This is a genomic window from Streptomyces sp. NPDC005774 (assembly GCF_042871645.1).
GTDB lineage: Bacteria > Actinomycetota > Actinomycetes > Streptomycetales > Streptomycetaceae > Streptomyces > Streptomyces pratens.
Map to the genome: position 1 here is coordinate 1 of NZ_JBIAIV010000053.1, position 22,544 is coordinate 22,544.

The 22,544-nt window shown below is 71.3% G+C and carries 15 protein-coding genes and 1 pseudogene; 9 read left to right on the forward strand and 7 right to left on the reverse strand.

Annotation, left to right across the window (positions count from 1 at the left end):
• The 4 genes and pseudogenes from ACFYQA_RS32465 to glgB form a co-directional block, all read left to right on the forward strand.
• Window positions 1-570: pseudogene (locus ACFYQA_RS32465) on the forward strand (hypothetical protein); the annotation flags it as partial.
• On the forward strand, window positions 567-2,267 hold the full coding sequence (treS, locus tag ACFYQA_RS32470) for a maltose alpha-D-glucosyltransferase (protein WP_388925658.1): 1,701 nt from the start codon (window positions 567-569) through the stop codon (window positions 2,265-2,267). The pseudogene ACFYQA_RS32465 and the gene treS, both read left to right, overlap by 4 nt.
• A gap of 84 nt (window positions 2,268-2,351) precedes the next feature.
• A complete protein-coding gene (locus tag ACFYQA_RS32475; RefSeq protein WP_388925661.1) occupies window positions 2,352-3,818 on the forward strand; it encodes a maltokinase in 1,467 nt (488 codons plus the stop codon).
• A gap of 36 nt (window positions 3,819-3,854) precedes the next feature.
• Complete coding sequence (gene glgB, locus ACFYQA_RS32480; protein ID WP_388925664.1) at window positions 3,855-6,356, forward strand: 1,4-alpha-glucan branching enzyme; 2,502 nt, start codon at window positions 3,855-3,857, stop codon at window positions 6,354-6,356.
• A gap of 42 nt (window positions 6,357-6,398) precedes the next feature.
• On the opposite strand, the gene ACFYQA_RS32485 is transcribed toward glgB, so the two are convergent.
• The 4 genes from ACFYQA_RS32485 to ACFYQA_RS32500 all read right to left on the reverse strand — a co-directional run bounded on the left by ACFYQA_RS32485 (window position 6,399) and on the right by ACFYQA_RS32500 (window position 11,199).
• A complete protein-coding gene (locus tag ACFYQA_RS32485; RefSeq protein WP_388925757.1) occupies window positions 6,399-8,720 on the reverse strand; it encodes a HelD family protein in 2,322 nt (773 codons plus the stop codon).
• A gap of 138 nt (window positions 8,721-8,858) precedes the next feature.
• Window positions 8,859-9,173, reverse strand: a complete 315-nt coding sequence (locus ACFYQA_RS32490; protein ID WP_388925760.1) for a thioredoxin family protein — start codon at window positions 9,171-9,173, stop codon at window positions 8,859-8,861.
• Window positions 9,174-9,196: 23 nt separating this feature from the next.
• Window positions 9,197-9,625 (reverse strand): MerR family transcriptional regulator, encoded by a 429-nt coding sequence (locus ACFYQA_RS32495; protein ID WP_388925667.1) that lies wholly within the window; start codon window positions 9,623-9,625, stop codon window positions 9,197-9,199.
• 185 nt (window positions 9,626-9,810) lie between these two features.
• On the reverse strand, window positions 9,811-11,199 hold the full coding sequence (locus ACFYQA_RS32500; protein ID WP_388925670.1) for a cation:dicarboxylate symporter family transporter: 1,389 nt from the start codon (window positions 11,197-11,199) through the stop codon (window positions 9,811-9,813).
• Window positions 11,200-11,353: 154 nt separating this feature from the next.
• Between ACFYQA_RS32500 and ACFYQA_RS32505 the strand changes: the two genes are divergently transcribed.
• Both ACFYQA_RS32505 and ACFYQA_RS32510 read left to right on the forward strand, forming a co-directional pair.
• Window positions 11,354-13,018 (forward strand): ATP-binding protein, encoded by a 1,665-nt coding sequence (locus ACFYQA_RS32505; protein WP_388925763.1) that lies wholly within the window; start codon window positions 11,354-11,356, stop codon window positions 13,016-13,018.
• The gene (locus tag ACFYQA_RS32510) at window positions 13,015-13,701 is read left to right on the forward strand and encodes a response regulator (RefSeq protein ID WP_386402020.1); all 687 of its coding nucleotides are present in this window, start codon (window positions 13,015-13,017) and stop codon (window positions 13,699-13,701) included. Before ACFYQA_RS32505 ends, ACFYQA_RS32510 begins: the two co-directional genes overlap by 4 nt.
• A 372-nt stretch (window positions 13,702-14,073) precedes the next feature.
• Here the strand turns inward: ACFYQA_RS32510 and ACFYQA_RS32515 are convergent, their stop codons facing one another.
• The gene (locus ACFYQA_RS32515) at window positions 14,074-15,099 is read right to left on the reverse strand and encodes an ATP-dependent 6-phosphofructokinase (RefSeq protein WP_388925673.1); all 1,026 of its coding nucleotides are present in this window, start codon (window positions 15,097-15,099) and stop codon (window positions 14,074-14,076) included.
• A gap of 372 nt (window positions 15,100-15,471) precedes the next feature.
• Between ACFYQA_RS32515 and pta the strand changes: the two genes are divergently transcribed.
• The 3 genes from pta to pyk all read left to right on the forward strand — a co-directional run bounded on the left by pta (window position 15,472) and on the right by pyk (window position 20,391).
• Entirely contained in the window at window positions 15,472-17,577 is a 2,106-nt protein-coding gene (gene pta / locus ACFYQA_RS32520) for a phosphate acetyltransferase (protein ID WP_388925676.1), read from the forward strand.
• 92 nt (window positions 17,578-17,669) lie between these two features.
• Entirely contained in the window at window positions 17,670-18,890 is a 1,221-nt protein-coding gene (locus ACFYQA_RS32525) for an acetate kinase (RefSeq protein ID WP_388925766.1), read from the forward strand.
• Between the two features lie 73 nt (window positions 18,891-18,963).
• Window positions 18,964-20,391: a pyruvate kinase gene (pyk, locus tag ACFYQA_RS32530; protein ID WP_388925679.1), complete on the forward strand. Its 1,428-nt coding sequence runs from the start codon at window positions 18,964-18,966 to the stop codon at window positions 20,389-20,391.
• A 120-nt stretch (window positions 20,392-20,511) separates the two neighbouring features.
• On the opposite strand, the gene ACFYQA_RS32535 is transcribed toward pyk, so the two are convergent.
• Both ACFYQA_RS32535 and ACFYQA_RS32540 read right to left on the reverse strand, forming a co-directional pair.
• Window positions 20,512-21,900, reverse strand: a complete 1,389-nt coding sequence (locus ACFYQA_RS32535; RefSeq protein WP_388925682.1) for a hypothetical protein — start codon at window positions 21,898-21,900, stop codon at window positions 20,512-20,514.
• Entirely contained in the window at window positions 21,890-22,486 is a 597-nt protein-coding gene (locus tag ACFYQA_RS32540) for a DUF6114 domain-containing protein (RefSeq protein ID WP_388925685.1), read from the reverse strand. The genes ACFYQA_RS32535 and ACFYQA_RS32540 overlap by 11 nt, the downstream gene beginning before the upstream one ends.
• Between the last annotated feature and the right edge of the window lie 58 nt (window positions 22,487-22,544).

The following is a 22,544-nucleotide window of genomic DNA, read 5'->3' on the forward strand; positions in this document are numbered from 1 at the left end:
AAATACCAGCTCACCCCCCGCGACTGGGCCGGCGCCGAACACCACGGCCGCACCATCACCCCCCTCATCACCCGCCTCAACACCATCCGCCGGGAGAATCCGGCCCTGCGCCGGCTGCGGAATCTCCGCTTCCACCAGGCGGACCAGGAACCGGTCATCGCCTACTCGAAGAGGGAGGGTTCGAACACGGTGCTGGTGGTCGCCAACCTCGACCCCCACCACACCCAGGAGGCCACGGTCTCGTTGGACATGCCGCAACTCGGCCTGAAATGGCACGAGTCGGTACCGGTACGCGACGAACTCACCGGCGAGACCTACCACTGGGGCAGGGCCAACTACGTGCGCCTGGGACCGGGCGGCGCGCATGTGCTCGTCGTCGGCCGGAGGGCCGAAGACGGCCATGACCACGACCACGACCGTGACCGCACGGCCTCGGTCCCTGCCTCTGCCTCTGCCTCTGCCTCTGCCTCTGCCTCTGCCTCCGGAACCGTGTCCCCCGGCCCGCACGGCACGGCTGCGCGACCGTCCCGACCGTCCACCCCGCAGATCGGAGGGTCACCCGCATCATGATCGTCAACGAGCCCGTACCGGACACCTTCGAGGACACACCGGCGCAGGACCGCGACCCTGACTGGTTCAAGCGTGCCGTCTTCTACGAGGTCCTCGTCCGTTCCTTCCAGGACAGCAACGGCGACGGCATCGGCGACCTGAAGGGGCTGACCGCCAAGCTCGACTATCTGCAGTGGCTCGGCGTCGACTGCCTCTGGCTGCCTCCGTTCTTCAAGTCACCACTGCGCGACGGCGGTTACGATGTCGCCGACTACACCGCGGTGCTGCCCGAGTTCGGTGACCTCGCCGACTTCGTGGAGTTCGTGGACGCCGCCCACCAGCGGGGCATGCGCGTGATCATCGACTTCGTCATGAACCACACCAGCGACCAGCACCCGTGGTTCCAGGAGTCCCGCCGGAACCCCGACGGCCCCTACGGGGACTACTACGTCTGGGCGGACGACGACAAGCAGTACCAGGACGCGCGGATCATCTTCGTCGACACCGAGGCGTCCAACTGGACGTACGACCAGGTCCGCGGGCAGTACTACTGGCACCGCTTCTTCTCGCACCAGCCGGACCTGAACTACGAGAACCCGGCCGTGCAGGAGGAGGTGATCTCCGCGCTGAAGTTCTGGCTGGACCTCGGCATCGACGGTTTCCGGCTGGACGCCGTGCCGTACCTCTACCAGGAGGAGGACACCAACTGCGAGAACCTGCCGGCCACGCACACCTTCCTGAAGCGGGTCCGCAAGGAGATCGACGCACAGTACCCGGACACGGTGGTCCTCGCCGAGGCGAACCAGTGGCCGGAGGACGTCGTCGACTACTTCGGCGACTACGCCGCCGGCGGCGACGAGTGCCACATGGCGTTCCACTTCCCGGTGATGCCCCGCATCTTCATGGCCGTGCGGCGCGAGTCCCGCTACCCCGTCTCCGAGATCCTGGCCAAGACCCCGGCCATTCCCTCGGGATGCCAGTGGGGGATCTTCCTGCGCAACCACGACGAGCTGACCCTGGAGATGGTCACCGACGAGGAACGCGACTACATGTGGGCCGAGTACGCCAAGGACCCGCGGATGCGCGCCAACATCGGCATCCGCCGGCGCCTGGCCCCGCTGCTGGACAACGACCGCAACCAGATCGAGCTCTTCAACGCCCTGCTGCTGTCACTGCCCGGCTCGCCGATCCTCTACTACGGCGACGAGATCGGCATGGGCGACAACATCTGGCTCGGCGACCGCGACGCGGTGCGCACGCCCATGCAGTGGACCCCCGACCGCAACGCCGGCTTCTCGTCCTCGGACCCGGGGCGGCTGTTCCTTCCCACGATCATGGATCCGGTCCATGGCTACCAGGTCACCAACGTCGAGGCGTCCATGGCGTCGCCGTCGTCGCTGCTGCACTGGACCCGCCGGATGATCGAGATCCGCAAGCAGAACCACGCCTTCGGCCTGGGCACCTACACCGAACTGCCGTCGACGAACCCCGCCGTTCTCGCCTTCCTGCGGGAGTACGAGGACGACCTGGTGCTCTGCGTCAGCAACTTCTCCCGCTTCGCGCAGCCCACCGAGCTCGACCTGAGCGCCTTCGACGGACGCCACCCGGTCGAACTGTTCGGCGGGGTGCGTTTCCCGGCCATCGGCGAACTGCCGTATCTGCTGACCCTGGGGGGCCACGGCTTCTACTGGTTCAGGCTCCGCAGGGACGCCGCGTAGAACCCGGGGCGGGGCGGTTTCTCCTGCCCCGCCCGGGGCACGCATCAGTAACACCCCGACGACCCGGGGAAAGGACGCGACTCCATGCCGGAAGCCGTCATACGTACCATCGCACCCCCGCCCGGCCTCCTCGCCTCACTGGATCCACTGCTCAGGGAGTGGCTGCCGCGGCAGCGCTGGTTCGCGGGCAAGGGACGCCCGGTCACCGGGTTCACCCTGGTCGCGGCCACCGAGCTGCTGCCGCCCGGTGCCAGGCTGGGCCTGTACCACCTGCTCGTCCGTGCCCTCCAGCCCGACCCGTCCGGCTCATCCGGCTCATCCGGCTCGTCCGCCCATGGTGGCGGCGCCGCCCACCCCGGCGACTGCTACCAGCTCCTCATAGGCGTGCGCGAGGCGCTGCCGCCCCGGCTGGCGCCCGCGCTGATCGGGCACGTGAGCGAGGGCCCGCTGGCCGGACGGACGGTCTACGAGGCCCTGCACGACGCCCGGCCCGCCGAACTACTCCTGGAGGCCCTGCGCACCCGGGCCCGGATCGGCGGGCTGCGCTTCGAACGGGACCCGGGGCAGGAGATCCGGCCCGGTCTGGTGCCGCGCCTGATGACGGTCGAGCAGTCGAACTCGTCCGTCGTCTACGGAGATGCGTTCATCCTGAAGCTGCTGCGCCGGATCGTGCCCGGGATCAACCCCGATCTGGAGCTGCCGCTGGCGCTGGCCCGCGAGGGCTGCCCACGAGTGCCACCGCCCACGGCCTGGCTGGTCGCGGACCCGGTCCCGGCCGACCCCGGGGAGACCCATGTGCTGGGCGTACTCCAGCCGTTCGTGCAGGGCGCGACGGACGGGTGGGAGCTGGCGCTGCGGGAGCTGGCCAAGGGCGAGGACTTCGTCGCCGAGGCGCGGGCGCTGGGGCGGGCCACCGCCGAGGTGCACATCGCGCTGGCCCGTGCGCTGCCCACGGTCACCCTGGGCCACAGCCGGCTGCGGACCATGGTCGCCGGCATGACCGAGCGGCTGGCGGCGGCCGTCCGGGCGGTGCCCGCGCTGCGGCCGTATGCGACCGGTCTCGGCTCGGCGTACACCGCCCTGGGCGACCTGGCCGCCGAGGGGCAGACCTGGACCGCCCAGCGGGTGCACGGCGATCTGCATCTCGGCCAGTGCCTGCGGTCCCCGGCCGGGGGCCCCTCCCACGCTTTCGGCAGTGGGGGAGATTGGTCGCTGATCGACTTCGAGGGCGAACCGGCCCGGCCGCTCGCCGAGCGGCGGATGCCGCAGCCCGTGGTCCGGGACGTGGCCGCCATGCTGCGGTCCTTCGACTACGCGGCCCGCTCCGCGGACCCGCCGCAGCCGGACTGGGCCGAGCACTGCCGGGCGGCGTACTGCTCCGGCTACGCGGAGGCCGCGGGCACGGATCCGCGCACCGATCCCGTGATGCTGCGCGCGTACGAGACGGACAAGGCCGTCTACGAGGTGCTGTACGAGGCCCGGCACCGGCCCCAGTGGCTTCCGGTCCCGTTGGCGGCGGTGCGCAGACTCGCCGGACCCGACCTGACCTGACCCGACCACCCGACCTTCCCTCAGGAGGCTCCGTCCGTGACCCCCCGCCCCGAGTCCAGCGGTTCGCATCCGGAGCAGCCGGCCGAGCAGCGGCCCGCCGAGCCGCCGACGGCCGCGCGGAAGAAGAAACCCGCGGCAGCCGAGGCGGCCGAGGCGATACCCGAGAAGGGCGCCACGAAGAAGGGTGCCGCGAAGAAGGCCGTCGTGCAGAAGGGCGTGGCGAAGAAGAAGGCTTCGAAGCAGGGCGCTTCGAAGCAGGGCAGGGCGAAGAAGGCCGGGGCCGTGCGGGTGCGGGCCTCCGGGGCTCCCCCGGAGGCCGGGCGGCTCGCCCCGCCGGAGGCCGAGCTCGCGCTCTCCCCCGCTCTCGGCCCCGCCGACCGGGAGCGGCTGCTGGACGGCACGCACCACGATCCGCACGCGGTGCTGGGCGCGCACCCGGTGCCCGGCGGGGTCGTCTTCCGGGCGTTCAAGCCGTACGCCCTGGCCGTCACCGCGGTCTCCGGGGGCCTCACCGTCGAGCTGCACGACGATGGGGGCGGGTTCTTCTCGGCGCTGCTGCCGCTGCGGGAGGTCCCGGCGTACCGGCTGCTCGTGACGTACGAGGGGTCGGTGCGGGAGGTCGAGGACGCGTACCGGCTGCTGCCCACGCTCGGCGAGCTGGATCTGCATCTGATCGGTGAGGGACGGCACGAGGAACTGTGGACGGCGCTCGGCGCGCACCCCATGACCCACCAGGGGGTGACCGGCACCCGGTTCGCGGTGTGGGCGCCGAACGCGCGCGGGGTGCGGGTGGCGGGCGGCTTCAACTTCTGGGACGCCACCGGGTACCCCATGCGGTCGCTGGGCTCCTGCGGGGTGTGGGAGCTGTTCGTGCCGGGGGTCGGGGAGGGCGAGCTGTACAAGTTCGACATCACCCGGCCCGACGGTTCGAGAACCCTGCGCGCCGACCCGATGGCCCGGCGCACGGAGGTCCCGCCGGCCACCTCGTCCGTCGTCACGTCCTCGCGGTACGCGTGGGGGGACGCCGAGTGGCTGGCACGCCGCACCGAAGTGCCCGCGCACGAGGCGCCGTTCTCGGTGTACGAGGTGCACCTGCCGTCGTGGCGACCAGGGCTGACGTACCGCCAACTGGCGGATCAGCTTCCCTCGTACGTCAAAGATCTCGGCTTCACGCACGTCGAGTTGATGCCGGTCGCGGAGCATCCCTACGGCCCGTCCTGGGGCTACCAGGTGACCGGTTTCTACGCGCCCACGGCCCGCCTCGGCACCCCGGACGACTTCAAGTACCTGGTGGACGCCCTGCACCGGGCCGGGATCGGGGTGCTGATGGACTGGGTGCCGGCGCACTTCCCGCGGGACGAGTGGGCGCTGGCCGAGTTCGACGGCCGGCCGCTGTACGAGCACGCGGATCCGCTGCGGGCCGCCCACCCCGACTGGGGGACCCTGGAGTTCGACTTCGGGCGGCGCGAGGTGCGCAACTTCCTGGTGGCCAACGCCCTGTACTGGTGCGAGGAGTTCCACATCGACGGGCTGCGCGTGGACGCCGTCGCCTCGATGCTGTACCTCGACTACTCGCGCGAGCCGGGCCAGTGGACGCCGAACGAGCGCGGTGGCCGGGAGAACCTGGACGCGGTGGCGTTCCTGCAGGAGATGAACGCGACCGTGTACCGCAGGGTGCCCGGCGTGGTGACGGTCGCGGAGGAGTCCACGGCCTGGGACGGCGTCACCCGGGCCACCCACCACGAGGGCCCGAGCGGTTTCGGCGGGCTCGGCTTCGGGCTGAAGTGGAACATGGGCTGGATGCACGACTCGCTGCGGTACATGGGCCACGAGCCGGTCCACCGCGCGTACCACCACCACGAGATGACGTTCTCGATGGTGTACGCGTACAGCGAGAACTACGTGCTGCCGATCTCCCACGACGAGGTCGTGCACGGCAAGCGGTCGCTGGTGTCGAAGATGCCCGGCGACTGGTGGCAGCAGCGGGCCGGGCTGCGCGCCTACCTCGGTTTCATGTGGGCCCACCCCGGCAAGCAACTGCTTTTCATGGGACAGGAGTTCGCGCAGGGCGCCGAGTGGTCCGAGCAGCACGGCCCGGACTGGTGGCTGCTGGACCCGGCCTACGGCGCGGAGGCCGACCACCGCGGCGTGCGCGACCTGGTGCGCGACCTCAACACCGTGTACCGGCACACCCCCGCGCTGTGGCGGCTGGACACCGAGCCCTCCGGTTTCCGGTGGGTGGCCGGGGACGCGGCCGAGGACAACGTGCTCGCGTTCCTGCGGTACGACCGGGACGGCACCCCGCTGCTCGCGGTGTCCCACTTCGCCCCCGTGGTCCGGCACGACTACCTGATCGGTGTCCCGGACGACGTGCCCGCCTGGCACGAGGTCCTGAACACCGACGCGGCCCGCTACGGCGGCGGCGACGTGGGCGGGCCCGACCCGGTCAAGCCGGAGCCGCAGGGGCGGCACGGGTTCCCGGCGAGCATCCGGCTGACCCTGCCGCCCCTGGCGACGGTCTGGCTGCGCCCTGCCTGACCGGCGGGCGTGCGGGCGGGCAGGGCGGAGGGCGGGCAGGCGCTACGTCAGGGTGTCGGCCAGCGGCTTCGGCAGCGGTGCGGTGTGCAGGACGCCGAGCCGCTGGGTGGCCCGGGTCAGCGCCACGTACAGGTCGCTGGTGCCGTAGCGCCCCGGTTCGACCACCAGGACGGAGTCGAACTCCAGGCCCTTGGCCTGCCGCGGGTCGAGCAGTACGACCCCCTGCGTCAGGTCCGGTTCGGCGCCCGCCGTGACCCCGTCCAGCCGGGCGGCCAGGGCGCGGTGCAGGTCGCGCGGGGCGATGACGGCGAGCCGGCCAGGCGGGGTGCCGTCCGGTCCGGGCGCGTCCTGGGGCCCCGGGGACCCGGCGGTGATTTCGGCGACGGCCTCGGCGACGGCGCCGGGCAGGTCGTCGGTGGCGCGGGCCCAGGGGCGTACGCCGGTGGAGCGGACCGATCCGGGCGGCTCGAAGCCGGGATGCTCGGCACGGACCACGGCCGCCGCGACGTCCATGATCTCGGCCGGGGTGCGGTAGTTGACGCCGAGCCGGGTGTGCTCCCAGCGGTCCTCGACGTACGGGGCGAGGATGTCCTCCCAGGAGCCGACCCCGCCCGCCTCCGAGGTCTGCGCCGGGTCGCCGACCAGGGTCATCGAGCGGGTCGGACTGCGCCGCATCAGCAGCCTCCAGGCCATCGGCGACAGTTCCTGTGCCTCGTCGACGATGATGTGGCCGAACGCCCAGGTGCGGTCGGCGGCGGCCCGTTCGGCGGCGCTGCGGTGGTCATCCTCCTCGTGCCGCTCGGCGAAGCGTTCCGCGTCGATGATGTCGTGCGCGGACAGCACCTCGGAGGATTCGGGGTCGCCCTCCTCCTTGTCCTCGAACTCGAAGGTCCGCGACGCGTACGACACGTCCAGGACGCCCTGGGCGTACGCGATCTGCGTCCGCCGCTCCCGGTCGGCCCGCTCGCGCACCCACCGGTCGTCCTCGCCGAGGAGTTCGGCGGCCTCGTCGAGCAGTGGCACGTCGGCGACGGTCCAGTGCCGGGTCACCGGGCGCCGTACTGCGGCGGCGTCCTCGGCCGGCAGGAACTCCTCGGGAGCGGCGAGGAAGTCGGCGATCAGCCGCCGCGGGGTGATCCGGGGCCACAACCGGTCGATGGCGGACCACACCTCGGGGTTCTCGGCGAGCTCGTCGCGGATCTGGGTGATGTCGCTGGGGTCGAGCAGATTGCTGCCGTCGTACGGGTCGGTACCGATGCGTTCGGCGACCATGTCGGTGAGCGCGTTGAGGATGTGGCCCTCGAAGTACTCGCGGGACGCGTTGTGCGGCAGCTTGGCGGCGCGGGTGCGTTCGCGGGCGACCCGCACCAGGCCGTCGTCCAGCATGAGGATCTCGCGGTCGTGCTCGATGGTGATCACCGGGTCGGGCAGCGCCTGCCGGCCGCGGACGGCCTCGGCGAGGACGTCCGCCATGGCGGCCCGGCCCTTCACGGTGGCGGCCTCGGGGGTGTCCGCCCGGGTGGTCCTCACTCCGGGGAACAGCTCGCCGACGGTCGCGAGCAGCACCCCGGTCTCGCCGAGGCTGGGCAGCACCTCGCCGATGTAGCCGAGGAACGCCGGGTTGGGGCCGACGATCAGGACGGCGCGGCGGGCCAGCAGCTCGCGGTGCTCGTAGAGGAGGTAGGCGGCGCGGTGCAGGGCCACGGCGGTCTTGCCGGTGCCGGGGCCGCCCTCGACCACCAGTACGCCGCGGTGCGGGGCGCGGATGATGCGGTCCTGGTCGGCCTGGATGGTGCGGACGATGTCGCCCATGCGGCCGGTGCGCGCGGAGTTGAGCGCGGCGAGCAGCACGGCGTCGCCGGTCGGGTCCTCGTGGCCGGTACGGGTCTCGTCGCCGATGTCGAGGATCTCGTCGTGCAGGGCGGTGACCGTGCGCCCCTCGGAGGTGATGTGCCGGCGGCGCCTCAGTCCCATCGGGGTGTGGCCGGTGGCCAGGTAGAAGGGGCGGGCGACGTCGGCGCGCCAGTCGATGAGGACGGGGGTGCGCTCAGCGTCGTCGGCGCGCAGGCCGATCCGGCCGATGTGATGGGTGTGGCCCGAGGAGAGGTCGATCCGGCCGAAGCACAGCGAACCGTCCACCGCGTCCAGCGCCGCGAGCAGCCCGGACCGCTCGGCGACGAGGATGTCCCGCTCCAGCCTGGCCTGCATGGGCGTGTTGCCCTGCCCGAGCGCGTCCGTGAGGGACACCTCGGTGTCACCGCGCAGGGCGTCCACGCGTGCGTACAGTCCGTCGATGAATTCCTGTTCCTGTCGGAATTCACGGTCCGGATATTCGCTGTTTGACAATTCGGCTCCCGCCCGGATATACTGTGCTCACTGAACTTCTTTGCGACCCAATTCTCTTGAAGTCGCGAGTCAAAGAATATACGCAGAAGAAACCCCCGGGCGCAATTACCCGGGGGTTTCTTTTGTACGGCGCCGACCGCCCGCGCCGGTATCGGCTCAGATCACTTCGCCCAGTTCCTCCAGCAGCCGCCGCTTGGGCCTGGTGCCCACCATCGACCGCAGCGGTTCCCCATCCCGGAACACCATGAACGTCGGCATCGACAGCACCTTGTACGCGTTGGTGGTGGCCGGGTTGGCGTCCACGTTCAGCTGCACGACCTTCAGCCGCCCGCCCTGTTCGGCGGCGAGCGCGCTCAGCACCGGTGCCATCTGCCGGCACGGCGGACACCAGTCGGCGGTGAACTCCACCAGCACCGGCAGTTCGGCCCCGATCACCTCCGTCGCGAAGTCCGCGTCCGTCACCTCGGTCACCTCGGTCACACCCTTCGCCCTGCTCACCCTTGCCGCCTTCCCAGTTCGCACACCGGTTCCGGACCCCCCGGAACCGCAGCGTCGGCCGCCAGTTCGTCGCGCGCCCTCTCCGCCCGCTCCAGCTGCTCCCCGACGACCGCCCGTACGGTCCGCAGCTCGCCGATGAGCGCGTCGAGTTCGTCCAGCTTGCGCCGGTAGACCGCGAGCGAGGCGGGGCACGAGTCGCCCTCGGGGTGCCCGGCCCGCAGGCACTCCACGAACGGCCGGGTCTCCTCCAGCTCGAACCCGAAGTCCTGGAGCGTCCGGATCTGCCGCAGCAGCTTCAGGTCGTTCTCGTCGTACGTCCGGTGGTTGTTGCCCGTACGCCGCGCGGGCAGCAGTCCCCGTGACTCGTAGTACCGCAGCGTCCGCGTGGTGGTCCCGGCGCGTGCGGCCAGCTCGCCGATTCGCATACCGGGGAACGTACGCCTTGACGTCGGCGTCAGGGCAAGACCGGACGGGGCGGGATCGAGCGGGGTGGGGCGCGGGGGCGGTGAAAAGGGCCGAGCGGCCGGACTCCCGGGGGAAGGAGTCCGGCCGCTCGGCGGCGGGGAAGGCGCTGGGGGGCAGCGCCGGTGCGGTAGGGGACGCCGGCGTGTCAGGCCTTGGCGAGTTCCTTCTCGCCCGCTTCGGGGACCTCGGCACGGTCGGCGGGGCCGCCGCCGTCGTGGTCGTCCAGCAGGGTGGTCTCGTCGAAGGGCAGGGCGCCGGAGAGGACCTGGTCGACCCGCTCCCGGTCGATCTCCTTGGTCCAGGTGCCGATCAGCACCGTGGCGACCGCGTTGCCCGCGAAGTTGGTGAGGGCGCGGGCCTCGCTCATCAGGCGGTCGATGCCGACGATGAGGCCGATGCCGTCCACCAGGGCCGGCTTGTGCGACTGCAGACCGCCGGCCAGCGTCGCCAGGCCCGCACCGGAGACACCGGCGGCGCCCTTGGAGGCGACCAGCAGGAAGAGCAGCAGCGTGATCTGCTCGCCGATCGCCATCGGCGTGCCCAGCGCGTCGGCGATGAACAGCGAGGCCATGGTCATGTAGATCATGGTGCCGTCGAGGTTGAAGGAGTAGCCGGTCGGGACGGTGATGCCGACCACCGGCTTGCTGACGCCCAGGTGCTCCATCTTGGCGATGAGCCGCGGCAGCGCCGACTCGGACGAGGACGTGGACAGGATCAGCAGGAACTCCCGGCCCAGGTACTTGAGCAGGGACCAGATGTTCAGACCCGCGACGAACCGCAGCAGCGCGCCGAGCATCACGAAGATGAACAGCGCACAGGTGATGTAGAAGCCGAGCATCAGCACCGCGAGGCTCTTCAGCGCGTCCACGCCTGCGGAGCCGGTGACCGCGGCCATGGCACCGAACGCGCCGACCGGCGCGGCCCACATGATCATGGCGAGGACTCGGAAGACCAGCCGCTGGATGTGCTCGATCCCGCGCAGGACCGGCTGACCGGCCTTGCCCATGGCCTGCAGCGCGAAGCCGCACAGCAGCGCGACCAGCAGGGTCTGCAGGACCTCGCCCTGGGTGAAGGCGGAGACGATCGTGGTCGGGATGATGCCGAGGAGGAACTCGGTGGTGTCCTTGGCCTCCGCGTTGACCTGGGCCTGACCGGTCTCCTTGACCGCGTCGGTGACCGCGAGACCCGTCCCCGGGTCCAGGATGTTGCCGACGACCAGGCCGATACCGAGTGCGACCAGCGACATCACCATGAAGTAGCCGAGGGCGATACCGCCGACGGCACCGACCTTGGCGGCCTTGCGGACGGAACCGATGCCCAGCACGATCGTGCAGAAGATGATCGGCGAGATCATCATCTTGATCAGGCTCACGAACCCGGTGCCGATCGGCTTCAGCTCGACCGCGAAGTCGGGGGCCACCAGGCCCACGGTGATACCGAGGGCGACCGCGATGATCACCGCGATGTAGAGATAGTGCGTGCGGTCCCGCTTCACTTTGGGAGCGGCAGGTGCCGTATCGGCTGTGCTGGTCACGGCGGCCTCCTTGACGACGTCGGCATCACCGGCGTGCGGCTCACGTCCGGGGGATGTGCTGGGGGTGGGGACAGCCGTGACTATGTCCTGCCTTGTGAGCGCGGTCACCCTTCCGTTCATTTAGTTCACGCTCGGGTGGATGCACACTGACCTGATGCGCTTCGCCCTCCCCAGACCCCGCAGCCTCGCGGCCCAGCTCTTCGCCATGCAGGCGGTGCTGATAGCGGTCCTCGTGGTGGGATACGCGCTGTTCACCTATGTCGGCGACCGCGACCAGGCCGAGGAGGCGGCGAGCCTCCAGGCACAAGCCGTGGCCCTCTCGGTGGCGGATTCCCCCTCGGTGCGTGAGTCGATCCGTACCGCCGATCCCTCGGCGACGCTCCAGCCGTACGCGCTGGCGGTGGTGCGCGACACCGACGTCGACTTCGTCACCATCATGAATCCGCGGGGCATCCGCTGGACCCACCCCGATCCGGACCAGCTCGGCCTGCCCTTCCGCGGTCACACCGCGCCCGCCCTCGAGGGCCGGACGTTCACCGAGACCTACACCGGCACCCTCGGCCCGTCCGTCCGCGCGGTCACCCCGGTCCGGGACGGCGACCGGATCGTCGGCCTGGTCAGCGCGGGGATCCGGGTCGACGAGATCAGCCAGCGCGCGGAGGCCCAGCTGACGGCTCTGCTCGCGGTCGCGGGCGGTGCGCTCGGGCTCGGCGCGATCGGCACGTACGTGATCAACGCGCGGCTGCGCCGGCACACCCACGGGATGAACGCGAGAGAACTCAGCCATATGCACGACTACCATCAGGCCGCGCTGCACGCCGTGCGCGAAGGACTCCTGATGCTGGACGGGCAGTACAGGGTGGCGTTGATCAACGACGGCGGCCGGGAGCTGCTGGGTGTGGGGCCGAAGGAGGACGTGGTGGGCAGGTCGGTCACGGACCTCGGCCTTCCGGTACCCCTGACGGGCGCGCTGCTCGCCTCCCGGCCGCGGGTCGACGAGGTGCATCTGACCGCGGACCGGGTGGTGGTGGTGAACACCTCGCCGGTGTCGGGCGGTGAGCGGCGCGGTTCGGTGGTGACCCTGCGCGATGTGACCGAGCTCCAGTCGCTGACGGGCGAGCTGGACTCGGAGCGGGGTTTCACGCAGGCGCTGCGTTCGCAGGCGCACGAGGCGGCGAACCGGCTGCACACCGTCGTCTCGCTGATCGAGCTGGGCCGGTCCGAGGAGGCGGTGGACTTCGCGACCGCCGAGCTGGAACTGGCCCAGGCGCTCACCGACCAGGTGGTGGCGGCGGTCGGCGAACCGGTGCTGGCGGCTCTGCTGCTGGGCAAGACCGCCCAGGCCAACGAGCGGGGCGTGGAGCTGGTGGTCACGCCGGACAGCCGGCTGGACGACGGGCTGCTGCCGGACACCCTGCCCACCCGGGATCTGGTCACCGTCCTGGGCAACCTGATCGACAACGCGGTGGACGCGGCACTGGGCGGCACCGGCCCCCGGGTGACGGTCACCGCCCTCACCGACACCGACGCGGAGCTGATCCTGCGGGTGTCCGACACCGGTCCGGGGGTGGATCCGGATCACGCCGAGGCGGTCTTCCAGCGGGGCTTCACGACCAAGCCGTCGGGGCCGGGCGGGCGCGGGCTGGGCCTGGCGCTGGTACGGCAGGCGGTGGACCGGCACGGCGGCACGCTGACGGTGACGTCGGAGGAGGGCGGCGGCGCCTGCTTCGAGGTACGCCTTCCACTGCGGGCCGCCACCGGGAACCGTGCGACCGCGAACGACGCGATGGCGGACTCGGGCACGGGAGGCACGGCATGACCGGCGGGCCGCCCATCCGGGTCCTGGTGGTGGAGGACGATCCCGTCGCCGCCGACGCCCATGTGATGTACGTCGGCCGGGTGCCGGGGTTCGTCGCCGTCGGCAAGGCCGCCACGGGCGCCGAGGCCCGCCGGGTGCTGGAGCGCACCCCCGTCGACCTGCTCCTTCTCGACCTGCACCTGCCCGATGTGCATGGGTTGCAGCTGGCCCGCTCGCTGCGGACCGCGGGTCATCACGCGGACGTCGTCGCGGTGACCTCGGCACGGGACCTCACGGTGGTGCGCGAGGGCGTGTCACTGGGGGTCGTCCAGTATGTGCTGAAACCGTTCACCTTCGCGACGCTGCGGGACCGTCTGGTGCGGTACGCCGAGTTCCGGGCGGCCGTGGGCGAGGCCAGCGGCCAGGCCGAGGTGGACCGCGCGCTGGCCGCCTTGCGCGCCCCCGGACCGGCCGCCCTGCCCAAGGGCCTGAGCGCGCCGACGCTGGAACGGGTGACCCTGGCGCTGCGCGGTGCCGCCGAGGGCCTGACGGCCAGCGGGGTGGCGGAGGCGGTGGGCATCTCCCGCATCACCGCCCGCCGCTACCTGGAGCACCTGGTCGACGCGGGCCGCGCGGTCCGGCGCCCCCAGTACGGAACCGTGGGACGGCCCGAGCTTCAGTACCGGTGGGTGACGGGGCCGTAGGGCCGTACGCCGGGGCCGGCCAGGACGCGCGGAGCCGCGGCGCCGGGGGCGACGCCGCGGGCACGGCCCTACCGCGCCCGGGGCCTGCCCGGCGGGTCACGTCGGAGGTGGCCGGAGGCATCTGTCCGGCCGGGGCGGGCGAGGACCGGTGCGTCCAGCCGCGAAGCGGAGGAGGGTGTCGCCCCGATGGAGGTCTCTCCCCCTCCCTCGAGCGCAGTCGAGGGAGAGGGGAGTCGGCAACCTACGACAACGCCGCCGGGACACCCGCCCCCTGCTCGAAGAGCTTGGGGGCGGGTGTGCCGGCCCCGCGTCTCCGGCATGGTCCACCGGCCCGCCCGGCCCCGGGTCGAACAGGCCCGGCGGGGCCGTCCGTCAGTAGACCGACTCGGCCTCGTCCATGCGGTCCTTCGGGACCGTCTTCAGTTCGGTGACAGCCTCCGCGAGCGGGACCATCACGATGTCGGTCCCGCGCAGCGCGGTCATCCGGCCGAACCGCTCCTGGTGCGCGGCCTCCACCGCGTGCCACCCGAAGCGTGTGGCGAGCACCCTGTCGTACGCGGTCGGCGTGCCGCCGCGCTGGATGTGGCCGAGGATGACCGGCCTGGCCTCCTTGCCGAGGCGCCGCTCCAGCTCGTGGGCCAGTGCCGTGCCGATGCCCTGGAAGCGTTCGTGGCCGAACTTGTCGATCTCGCCCTTGCCGTAGTCCATGGTGCCGTCGGCGGGGTGGGCGCCCTCGGCGACGCAGATCACCGCGAACTTCTTGCCGCGGGCAAAACGTTTCTCGATCATCTTCACCAACCGAGCCGGGTCGAAGGCCCGTTCGGGAAGGCAGATGCCGTGGGCGCCGGCGGCCATGCCGGACTCCAGGGCGATCCAGCCCGCGTGCCGGCCCATGACCTCGACGACCATGACCCGCTGATGGGACTCGGCAGTGGTCTTCAGCCGGTCCATCGCCTCGGTGGCGACGCCGACGGCGGTGTCGAAGCCGAAGGTGCGGTCGGTGGAGGAGATGTCGTTGTCGATCGTCTTCGGCACGCCGACCACCGGCAGGCCGGCCTCCGACAGCATGTGCGCCGCGGTGAGCGTGCCCTCACCGCCGATCGGGATGAGCGCGTCGATACCGAAGTCGCGGATCATGTCCGAGGCGTTCTCGCAGGCCTCGCGGAGCCGGTCGCGCTCCAGCCGGGAGGAGCCGAGTATGGTGCCGCCGCGGGCCAGGATGCCGCTGACCGCGTCGAGATCGAGGGGGCGGTAGCGGCCGTCGAGCAGGCCCGCGTAGCCGTCCTCGAAGCCGATGACCTCGTCGCCGTAATTGTCGACCGCTCGGTGCACGACCGACCGGATCACTGCGTTCAGGCCGGGGCAGTCGCCGCCTGCGGTGAGAACTCCGATACGCATCGTGCAGTCGTCTCCTGGTCGCTGGGTATACCGGTGAGCCGTCTCCGATTGTTCCATGCCGCCCGACGCACTGCGGCCCCGTCCCTCCGCCGGGTCCCGGATCCCCCGTCTCTCCCCGCCCTTCCGCCGTCCCGGCCTCCGTCCCCGGCTCGGGTCCACACCCCTCCCCGGCCCTTTGGGGCACGTCCCGGCCGCCCCGTTCCTGCCGTGTGCCGGCCTTGCCCCCGGCCCCTCGGACGGGCACCCCCACCAGCGGCGGCGGTACTGTCGAGGAGGATCCGCCCACCCGGCGGGCGGGTGTCGGCCGGTGCCGGGAGGGCACCGGCCCGCAGGGCCGAAAGCACCGCGAGACCCCGACGAAACGGAGCACGCGTGACCCGCAGTGTGTACGTCACCGGTATCGACCGTGGCGACGGCCGCCAGGTCGTCGAACTGGGAGTGATGGAACTCCTGACCCGGCAGGTCGACCGGGTGGGCGTCTTCCGTCCCCTGGTGCACGACGGCCCGGACCGCCTCTTCGAGCTGCTGCGCGCCCGTTACCGGCTCACCCAGGACCCGGCGACCGTCTACGGCATGGACTACCAGGAGGCGTCCGCCCTCCAGGCCGAACGCGGCCCCGACGAACTGGTGTCGACACTGGTCGACCGGTTCCACCTGGTCGCCCGCGAGTACGACGTCGTCCTCGTCCTCGGCACCGACTACGCCGACACCCAGTTCCCGGACGAGCTGTCCCTGAACGCCCGCCTGGCCAACGAGTTCGGCGCCTCGGTGATCCCGGTCGTGGGCGGCCGCAGGCAGACCTCCGAGTCGGTGCGCGACGAGACCCGCAACGCCTACCGCGCCTACCACACCCTGGGCTGCGACGTGCTCGCCATGGTGGTCAACCGGGTCGCCCGCGAGGACCGCGACGACATCGCCGAGCGGCTCGCCTCCCGGCTGCCCGTGCCCTGCTACGTCGTCCCCGACGAACCCGCGCTCGCCGCCCCCACGGTGGCCCAGATCGCCCACACCCTCGGCGCGAAAGTGGTGCTCGGCGACGACTCCGGACTGGCCCGCGACGCCCTGGACTTCGTCTTCGGCGGCGCCATGCTGCCCAACCTCCTCGCCGCCCTGACCCCCGGCTGCCTGGTCGTCACCCCGGGCGACCGCGCAGACCTGGTCGTCGGCGTCCTGGCCGCGCACAGCGCCGGCACCCCGCCGATAGCCGGCGTGCTGCTCACCCTGGACGAGGTGCCCGGCGAGCGCATCCTCACCCTCGCCGCCCGGCTCGCCCCCGGCACCCCCGTGCTGTCGGTGCCCGGCAACAGCTTCCCCACCGCCGAGCAGCTGTTCTCCCTGGAGGGGAAGCTGAACGCGGCCACCCCGCGCAAGGCGGAGACCGCGCTCGGCCTCTTCGAGCGGTACGCCGACACCGCCGAACTCACCCGGCGGGTCTCCGCGCCCAGCAGCGACCGGGTGACGCCGATGATGTTCGAGCACAAGCTGCTCGAACAGGCCCGTTCCGACCTCAGGCGGGTCGTCCTGCCCGAGGGCGACGAGGAGCGGGTGCTGCGCGCGGCCGAGGTGCTGATACGCCGGGGCGTGTGCGACCTCACCCTGCTCGGGCCGGCCGACCGCATCCGCAAGAAGGCCGCCGACCTCGGTATCGACCTCGGCGACACCCAGCTGATCGACCCGGCCGAATCCGAGCTGCGGGACGCCTTCGCCGAGAAGTACGCCGCTCTGCGCGCGCACCGGGGCGTCAGCGTCGAACTGGCCTACGACGTCGTCTCGGACGTGAACTACTTCGGCACGCTGATGGTGCAGGAGGGGCTGGCCGACGGGATGGTGTCCGGCTCGGTGCACTCCACGGCCGCGACCATCCGGCCGGCCTTCGAGATCATCAAGACCCGCGACGAGGCCTCCATCGTCTCCTCGGTGTTCTTCATGTGCCTGGCCGACCGGGTCCTGGTCTACGGCGACTGCGCGGTCAACCCCGACCCGGACGCCGAGCAGCTCGCCGACATCGCCGTGCAGTCGGCGGTCACGGCCGCGCGGTTCGGGGTGGAGCCGCGGATCGCGATGCTGTCGTACTCGACGGGCACGTCCGGCTCCGGCGCCGACGTCGACAAGGTGCGCGAGGCGACCGAGCTGGTCCGCGCGCGCCGCCCGGACCTCAGGGTCGAGGGGCCGATCCAGTACGACGCGGCCGTGGAGCCGTCGGTCGCGGCGACCAAACTGCCGGACTCCGAGGTCGCCGGGCAGGCGACCGTGCTGATCTTCCCCGACCTGAACACCGGCAACAACACCTACAAGGCCGTGCAGCGCTCGGCCGGCGCGGTCGCGGTCGGGCCGGTGCTCCAGGGTCTGCGCAAGCCGGTCAACGACCTGTCCCGGGGCGCTCTCGTCCAGGACATCGTGAACACCGTCGCCATCACGGCCATCCAGGCCCAGCCCCCCGCCGCCCCGGCCCCGAACGAGAAGGCAGTCCCCCAGTGAGCCCCCACCCGTCGCCCACCACCGCCCTGCCCGACGAGCTGCGCTCGGCCCCTCCTGCCCACCCGTCACCCACCACCGCCCTACCCGACGAGCTGCGCTCGGCCCCTCCTTCTCGAGTCCTCGTCCTCAACTCCGGTTCCTCGTCGGTGAAGTACCAGCTGCTGGACATGAGCCACGGCAGCCGGCTCGCGTCCGGCCTGGTCGAGCGGATCGGCGAGCGGGCCTCGCTGGTCCGGCACACGCCGTCGGCGTCGGGCGGGGCCCCCAGGGAGCACACCGGGCCGGTCGCGGACCACGAGGCCGCCCTGAAGGCGATGGCCGAGGAGCTGGCCGCCGACGGGCTGGGGCTCGACTCCCCCGAGCTGGCCGCGATCGGGCACCGGGTGGTGCACGGCGGGATGCACTTCACCGAGCCGACCGTCATCGACGAAGCGGTCCTCGCCGAGATCGAGCGGCTCATCCCGGTCGCCCCGCTGCACAACCCGGCCAACCTGACGGGCATCCGCACCGCGATGGCGCTGCGCCCGGACCTGCCGCAGGTCGCCGTCTTCGACACCTCCTTCCACACCACGATGCCGGAGTCGGCCGCCCGCTACGCGATCGACGTGCACACCGCCGACGAGCACCGGATCCGCCGCTACGGCTTCCACGGCACCTCACACGCGTACGTGTCCCGCCGGACGGCCCGGCTGCTCGGGAAGGCGCCCGAGGACGTGAACGTCATCGTGCTGCACCTGGGCAACGGGGCGTCGGCCTCGGCGGTGCGGGGCGGGAGGTGCGTGGACACCTCGATGGGGCTGACGCCCTTGGAAGGGCTCGTGATGGGTACCCGGTCGGGAGACGTGGACCCGGCCGTCATCTTCCATTTGACGCGCGTCGGCGGAATGTCCATCGACGAGATCGACACTCTTCTCAACAAGAAGAGCGGTCTGGTCGGCCTGTGCGGTGACAACGACATGCGCGAGATCCGCCGCCGGGTCGACGCGGGCGACGAAGAGGCGAAGCTCGCGTTCGACATCTACATTCACCGTCTGAAGAAGTACATCGGCGCCTATTACGCCGTTCTCGGCCGGGTGGACGCGGTGGCGTTCACCGCCGGGGTCGGCGAGAACGCCGCAGCGGTGCGGGAAGCGGCCGTGGCGGGCCTGGAAGGGCTGGGCCTGGAGGTCGACGCCAAGCGCAACGGCGCGCGCGGCACCGGCCCGCGACTGGTCTCGCCCGAGGGTGCGCGCATCGCGGTCGCCGTGGTCCCGACGGACGAGGAAATGGAGATCGCCACACAGACCTACGCATTGGTCGGAAAGCCCAATTGAGCAGCCACTTTCTCATGTGTACCTTCCGCCGGACGGAATATTCCGGAGCGAAACAAACCGATAGGATCGCCCCATGCGCCGTTCCAAAATTGTCTGTACTCTCGGCCCCGCGGTCGACTCCCACGAGCAGCTCGTCGCCCTGATCGAATCCGGCATGAACGTGGCCCGCTTCAACTTCAGCCACGGCTCGCACGCCGAGCACCAGGGCAGGTACGACAGGGTCCGTGCCGCCGCCAAGGAGACGGGCAGGGCCATCGGGGTCCTCGCCGACCTCCAGGGCCCGAAGATCCGTCTGGAGACCTTCGCCGAGGGTCCCGTCGAGCTGGTGCGCGGTGACGAGTTCACCATCACCACCGAGGACGTCCCGGGCGACCGGACGATCTGCGGGACGACCTACAAGGGTCTGCCCGGTGACGTCTCCCGCGGCGACCAGGTACTGATCAACGACGGCAACGTCGAGCTGAAGGTACTGGACGTCGAGGGCAGCCGGGTCAGGACGATCGTCATCGAGGGCGGCGTCATCTCCGACCACAAGGGCATCAACCTGCCCGGCACGGCCGTGAACGTGCCCGCGCTGTCCGAGAAGGACATCGAGGACCTGCGGTTCGCGCTGCGCATGGGCTGCGACATGGTCGCCCTGTCCTTCGTCCGGGACGCCAAGGACGTCGCCGACGTCCACCGCGTGATGGACGAGGAGGGCCGCCGGGTGCCCGTCATCGCCAAGGTGGAGAAGCCGCAGGCGGTGGAGAACATGGAGGACGTCGTGATGGCGTTCGACGGTGTGATGGTCGCCCGCGGTGACCTCGCCGTCGAGTATCCGCTCGAGAAGGTCCCGATGGTGCAGAAGCGCCTGATCGACCTCTGCCGGCGCAACGCGAAGCCGGTGATCGTCGCGACCCAGATGATGGAGTCGATGATCACCAACTCCCGTCCGACCCGCGCCGAGGCCTCCGACGTGGCCAACGCGATCCTGGACGGCGCGGACGCGGTCATGCTGTCGGCCGAGTCGAGCGTGGGCGCGTACCCGAACGAGACCGTGCGGACGATGTCGAAGATCGTCCAGGCGGCCGAGCAGGAGCTGCTGTCCAAGGGCCTGCAGCCGCTGGTGCCCGGCAAGAAGCCCCGTACGCAGGGCGGTTCGGTGGCCCGTGCCGCCGCCGAGATCGCCGACTTCCTCGGCGGCAAGGGCCTGGTGGCCTTCACCCAGTCCGGCGACACCGCCCGCCGGCTGTCCCGCTACCGCGCGAGCCAGCCGATCCTGGCGTTCACCACCGACGAATCCACCCGCAACCAGCTCACGCTCAGCTGGGGCGTGGAGCCGCACGTCGTGCCGTTCGTGAACAGCACCGACGAGATGGTCGACCTGGTCCAGCAGGAACTGGTCCGCCTGCACCGCTTCGACGAGGGCGACGTCGTGGTGATCACCGCCGGCTCCCCGCCCGGCGTCCCCGGCACCACCAACATGGTCCGCGTCCACCACATGGGCGGCCCCACCAGCTGACCCGGACCGCGCGTGCACGGACGCCGAGGGCGCCCCTGGGAGAACAGGGGCGCCCTCGGTGTTTTCCGCGACTCCCGGAAGGGCTGCGGCGGGTGCTCGGCCGGATGCCCCGGCCGGTACTCAGTCGATGTACTGGCGCAGCCCGGGGATGTGCAACGTTCCGCCGAACTGGCCGGCCTGCTGGACCGTCACATCCGTGAAGTAGATCAGGGGGATGTTGAGCGGCGGCGGGTTCTCCGGGTCGAAGGTGACCTGGATCAGGCCGAGCAGCTTGCCGGAGATGCTCTCCGTGTACATCACGGTCTCGCCGTCGCGGATGGTGGACGTCGATCCCTTGGCCGCCTGCACATGGTGGATCCTGCCGGACATCTTGTCCTCGACCGTCTGGTGCAGGTCGCCGATGTCGGTGCCGTGGGAGACGACGTACTTCAGGACCTTCTTGATCTTGCCGCTCGCGGTGCGCACCTCGACGATGCCCTGGTAGTCGGCGCCCGTCAGCAGCAGCGAGCTGGCGTTCAGGAACCACGGGTCCTCGGGCAGCAGGATCTCGTTGTCGACCCCGCCCTCGGCGTCGGTGGCGACCGGGCAGTCTTCGACGTCGGTCGTGGCGCTCACGGAAGGGCTCGGGCTCGGCGAGGCGGTGGCCTCCGGGGTCGCGGTGGCCCGGTCGGCCTCCGCAGCGGGTTCCTCCGCCTCCTCGGCTGCCTCGTCCGCGGTGTCGGCGGCGTCCTCGGCGGCTTCGGCGGCTTCGGTGCTCTTCTCGCCGGCCTTCCCGGCGGTTTCCTCGGCCGTGTCCGCCTCGCCCTCGGCGGTGCTGCCCGCGGCGGACGCGGAGGCCGACGGGATGGGGCTCGCGGCCGCCTCGTCGGTCTTCTTGTCCTTCGGGGTGAAGAAGTCCTTGACGGCGTCGCCGAACTCCTCCAGGGCATTGCGCTCGGTCTCCGAGGGCGACGGCTCGGGCTCCTCGGTCTGCTCGTCGGAGGCCTCGGAGTCGGCGGGCGCGGCCTCGTTCCCGCCGTCCTTGTCGTCGGAACCTGAATCCGACGAAGAGGACGAGCTCTTGTCCGTGCCCTTGCCCGCGTCCGTGCCCGCGTCCGTGCCGGAGTCCGTGCCGGAGTCCTCGGCCGTGTCGTCGCCGGCGGAGGCCGAGGGGCTGGGCTCCGTGGCGGGGGCCTCCTCGTCCGGGGAGGCCGTGTCACTCGCCGACGCGGACGGGCCGGCCGAGGCGGTCGCGCCGTCCTCGAAGTCCTCCAGGGCCGCCAGGCAGTCCTTGTACTCGTCGGCGGTCAGGCTCCTGGACTTCGGCTGCTCGTCGGCCTGGGCCAGTGTCGGCGTGAACCCCATGCCCATCAGGACCGCGGTCGGCATCGCCGCGAGGGCGATCGCCTTCCCGGCCGGCATGTGGAACCTGGTGAACAGCGGCTTCCGGGGGGCCGCGTGGCGCGGCCCTCTCCTCACCGGGGCCAGGGCCGCGGCAGCGCTCCGGTCACGCATCTCGTCAGCCGACACGGTGTCCCCTGTCACGGTCCTCGATCCGGGCGTCGTCCGCCTCCCCGAGGTCGCCGGCCTCGTACGGAGGGTGTGGTTGTCCCGCCTCGCCCGCGGTGCCCTCGGGTGTGCCCCGGGGGACGTCCTTGCGAGCACCGTTGCCGGACGGTCCGCCGAAGAAACTCCAGCGCCCGCCCGCCTCGCTCTGCGGCTTGTCCGGCACCCAGGCCAGGGACAGCGCACCGCCGACCATCGCGAGCAGGTAGCCGAAGACGAAGCCACCTATGTTGGAGACCACGAGGGACACCAGGGCCAGAAGGATCGCCGCCACACCGGCGAAGATCCGGGTGGCCTGCTGGAACCACATGGTCAGACCCAGCGTGATCAACAGGACACCGATGATCAGAGAGCCCGCGCCGGCGGTCGTCGCCATGGCGATCGACATATGGCCCAGCTTCAGCGTGGCGTAGGGCAAGTAGGCGATGGGCACCCCGCCGAGCAGGGTGAGCAGGCCCGCCCAGAACGGCCGGTGGCCCCGCCAGTCACGGAATCGCAGACGCAGCCGGGTGAAAGTCCCGGCGCTCTGGACCGGAGTCTCGGCACTCATGGAATACAGCTCCCTGGTCCGGTGAAGTTACATACCGGCTCGGCCTGGGGGTGGAGAA

Excerpts from the sequence above, each read along its gene's own strand:
- ACFYQA_RS32505 (WP_388925763.1), top strand. The coding sequence starts at position 11,354 with ATGCGCTTCGCCCTCCCCAGACCCCGCAGCCTCGCGGCCCAGCTCTTC.
- ACFYQA_RS32510 (WP_386402020.1), top strand. The coding sequence starts at position 13,015 with ATGACCGGCGGGCCGCCCATCCGGGTCCTGGTGGTGGAGGACGATCCC.
- ACFYQA_RS32495 (WP_388925667.1), bottom strand. The coding sequence starts at position 9,625 with ATGCGAATCGGCGAGCTGGCCGCACGCGCCGGGACCACCACGCGGACG.
- treS (WP_388925658.1), top strand. The coding sequence starts at position 567 with ATGATCGTCAACGAGCCCGTACCGGACACCTTCGAGGACACACCGGCG.
- pyk (WP_388925679.1), top strand. The coding sequence starts at position 18,964 with ATGCGCCGTTCCAAAATTGTCTGTACTCTCGGCCCCGCGGTCGACTCC.
- ACFYQA_RS32540 (WP_388925685.1), bottom strand. The coding sequence starts at position 22,486 with ATGAGTGCCGAGACTCCGGTCCAGAGCGCCGGGACTTTCACCCGGCTG.
- ACFYQA_RS32515 (WP_388925673.1), bottom strand. The coding sequence starts at position 15,099 with ATGCGTATCGGAGTTCTCACCGCAGGCGGCGACTGCCCCGGCCTGAAC.
- ACFYQA_RS32475 (WP_388925661.1), top strand. The coding sequence starts at position 2,352 with ATGCCGGAAGCCGTCATACGTACCATCGCACCCCCGCCCGGCCTCCTC.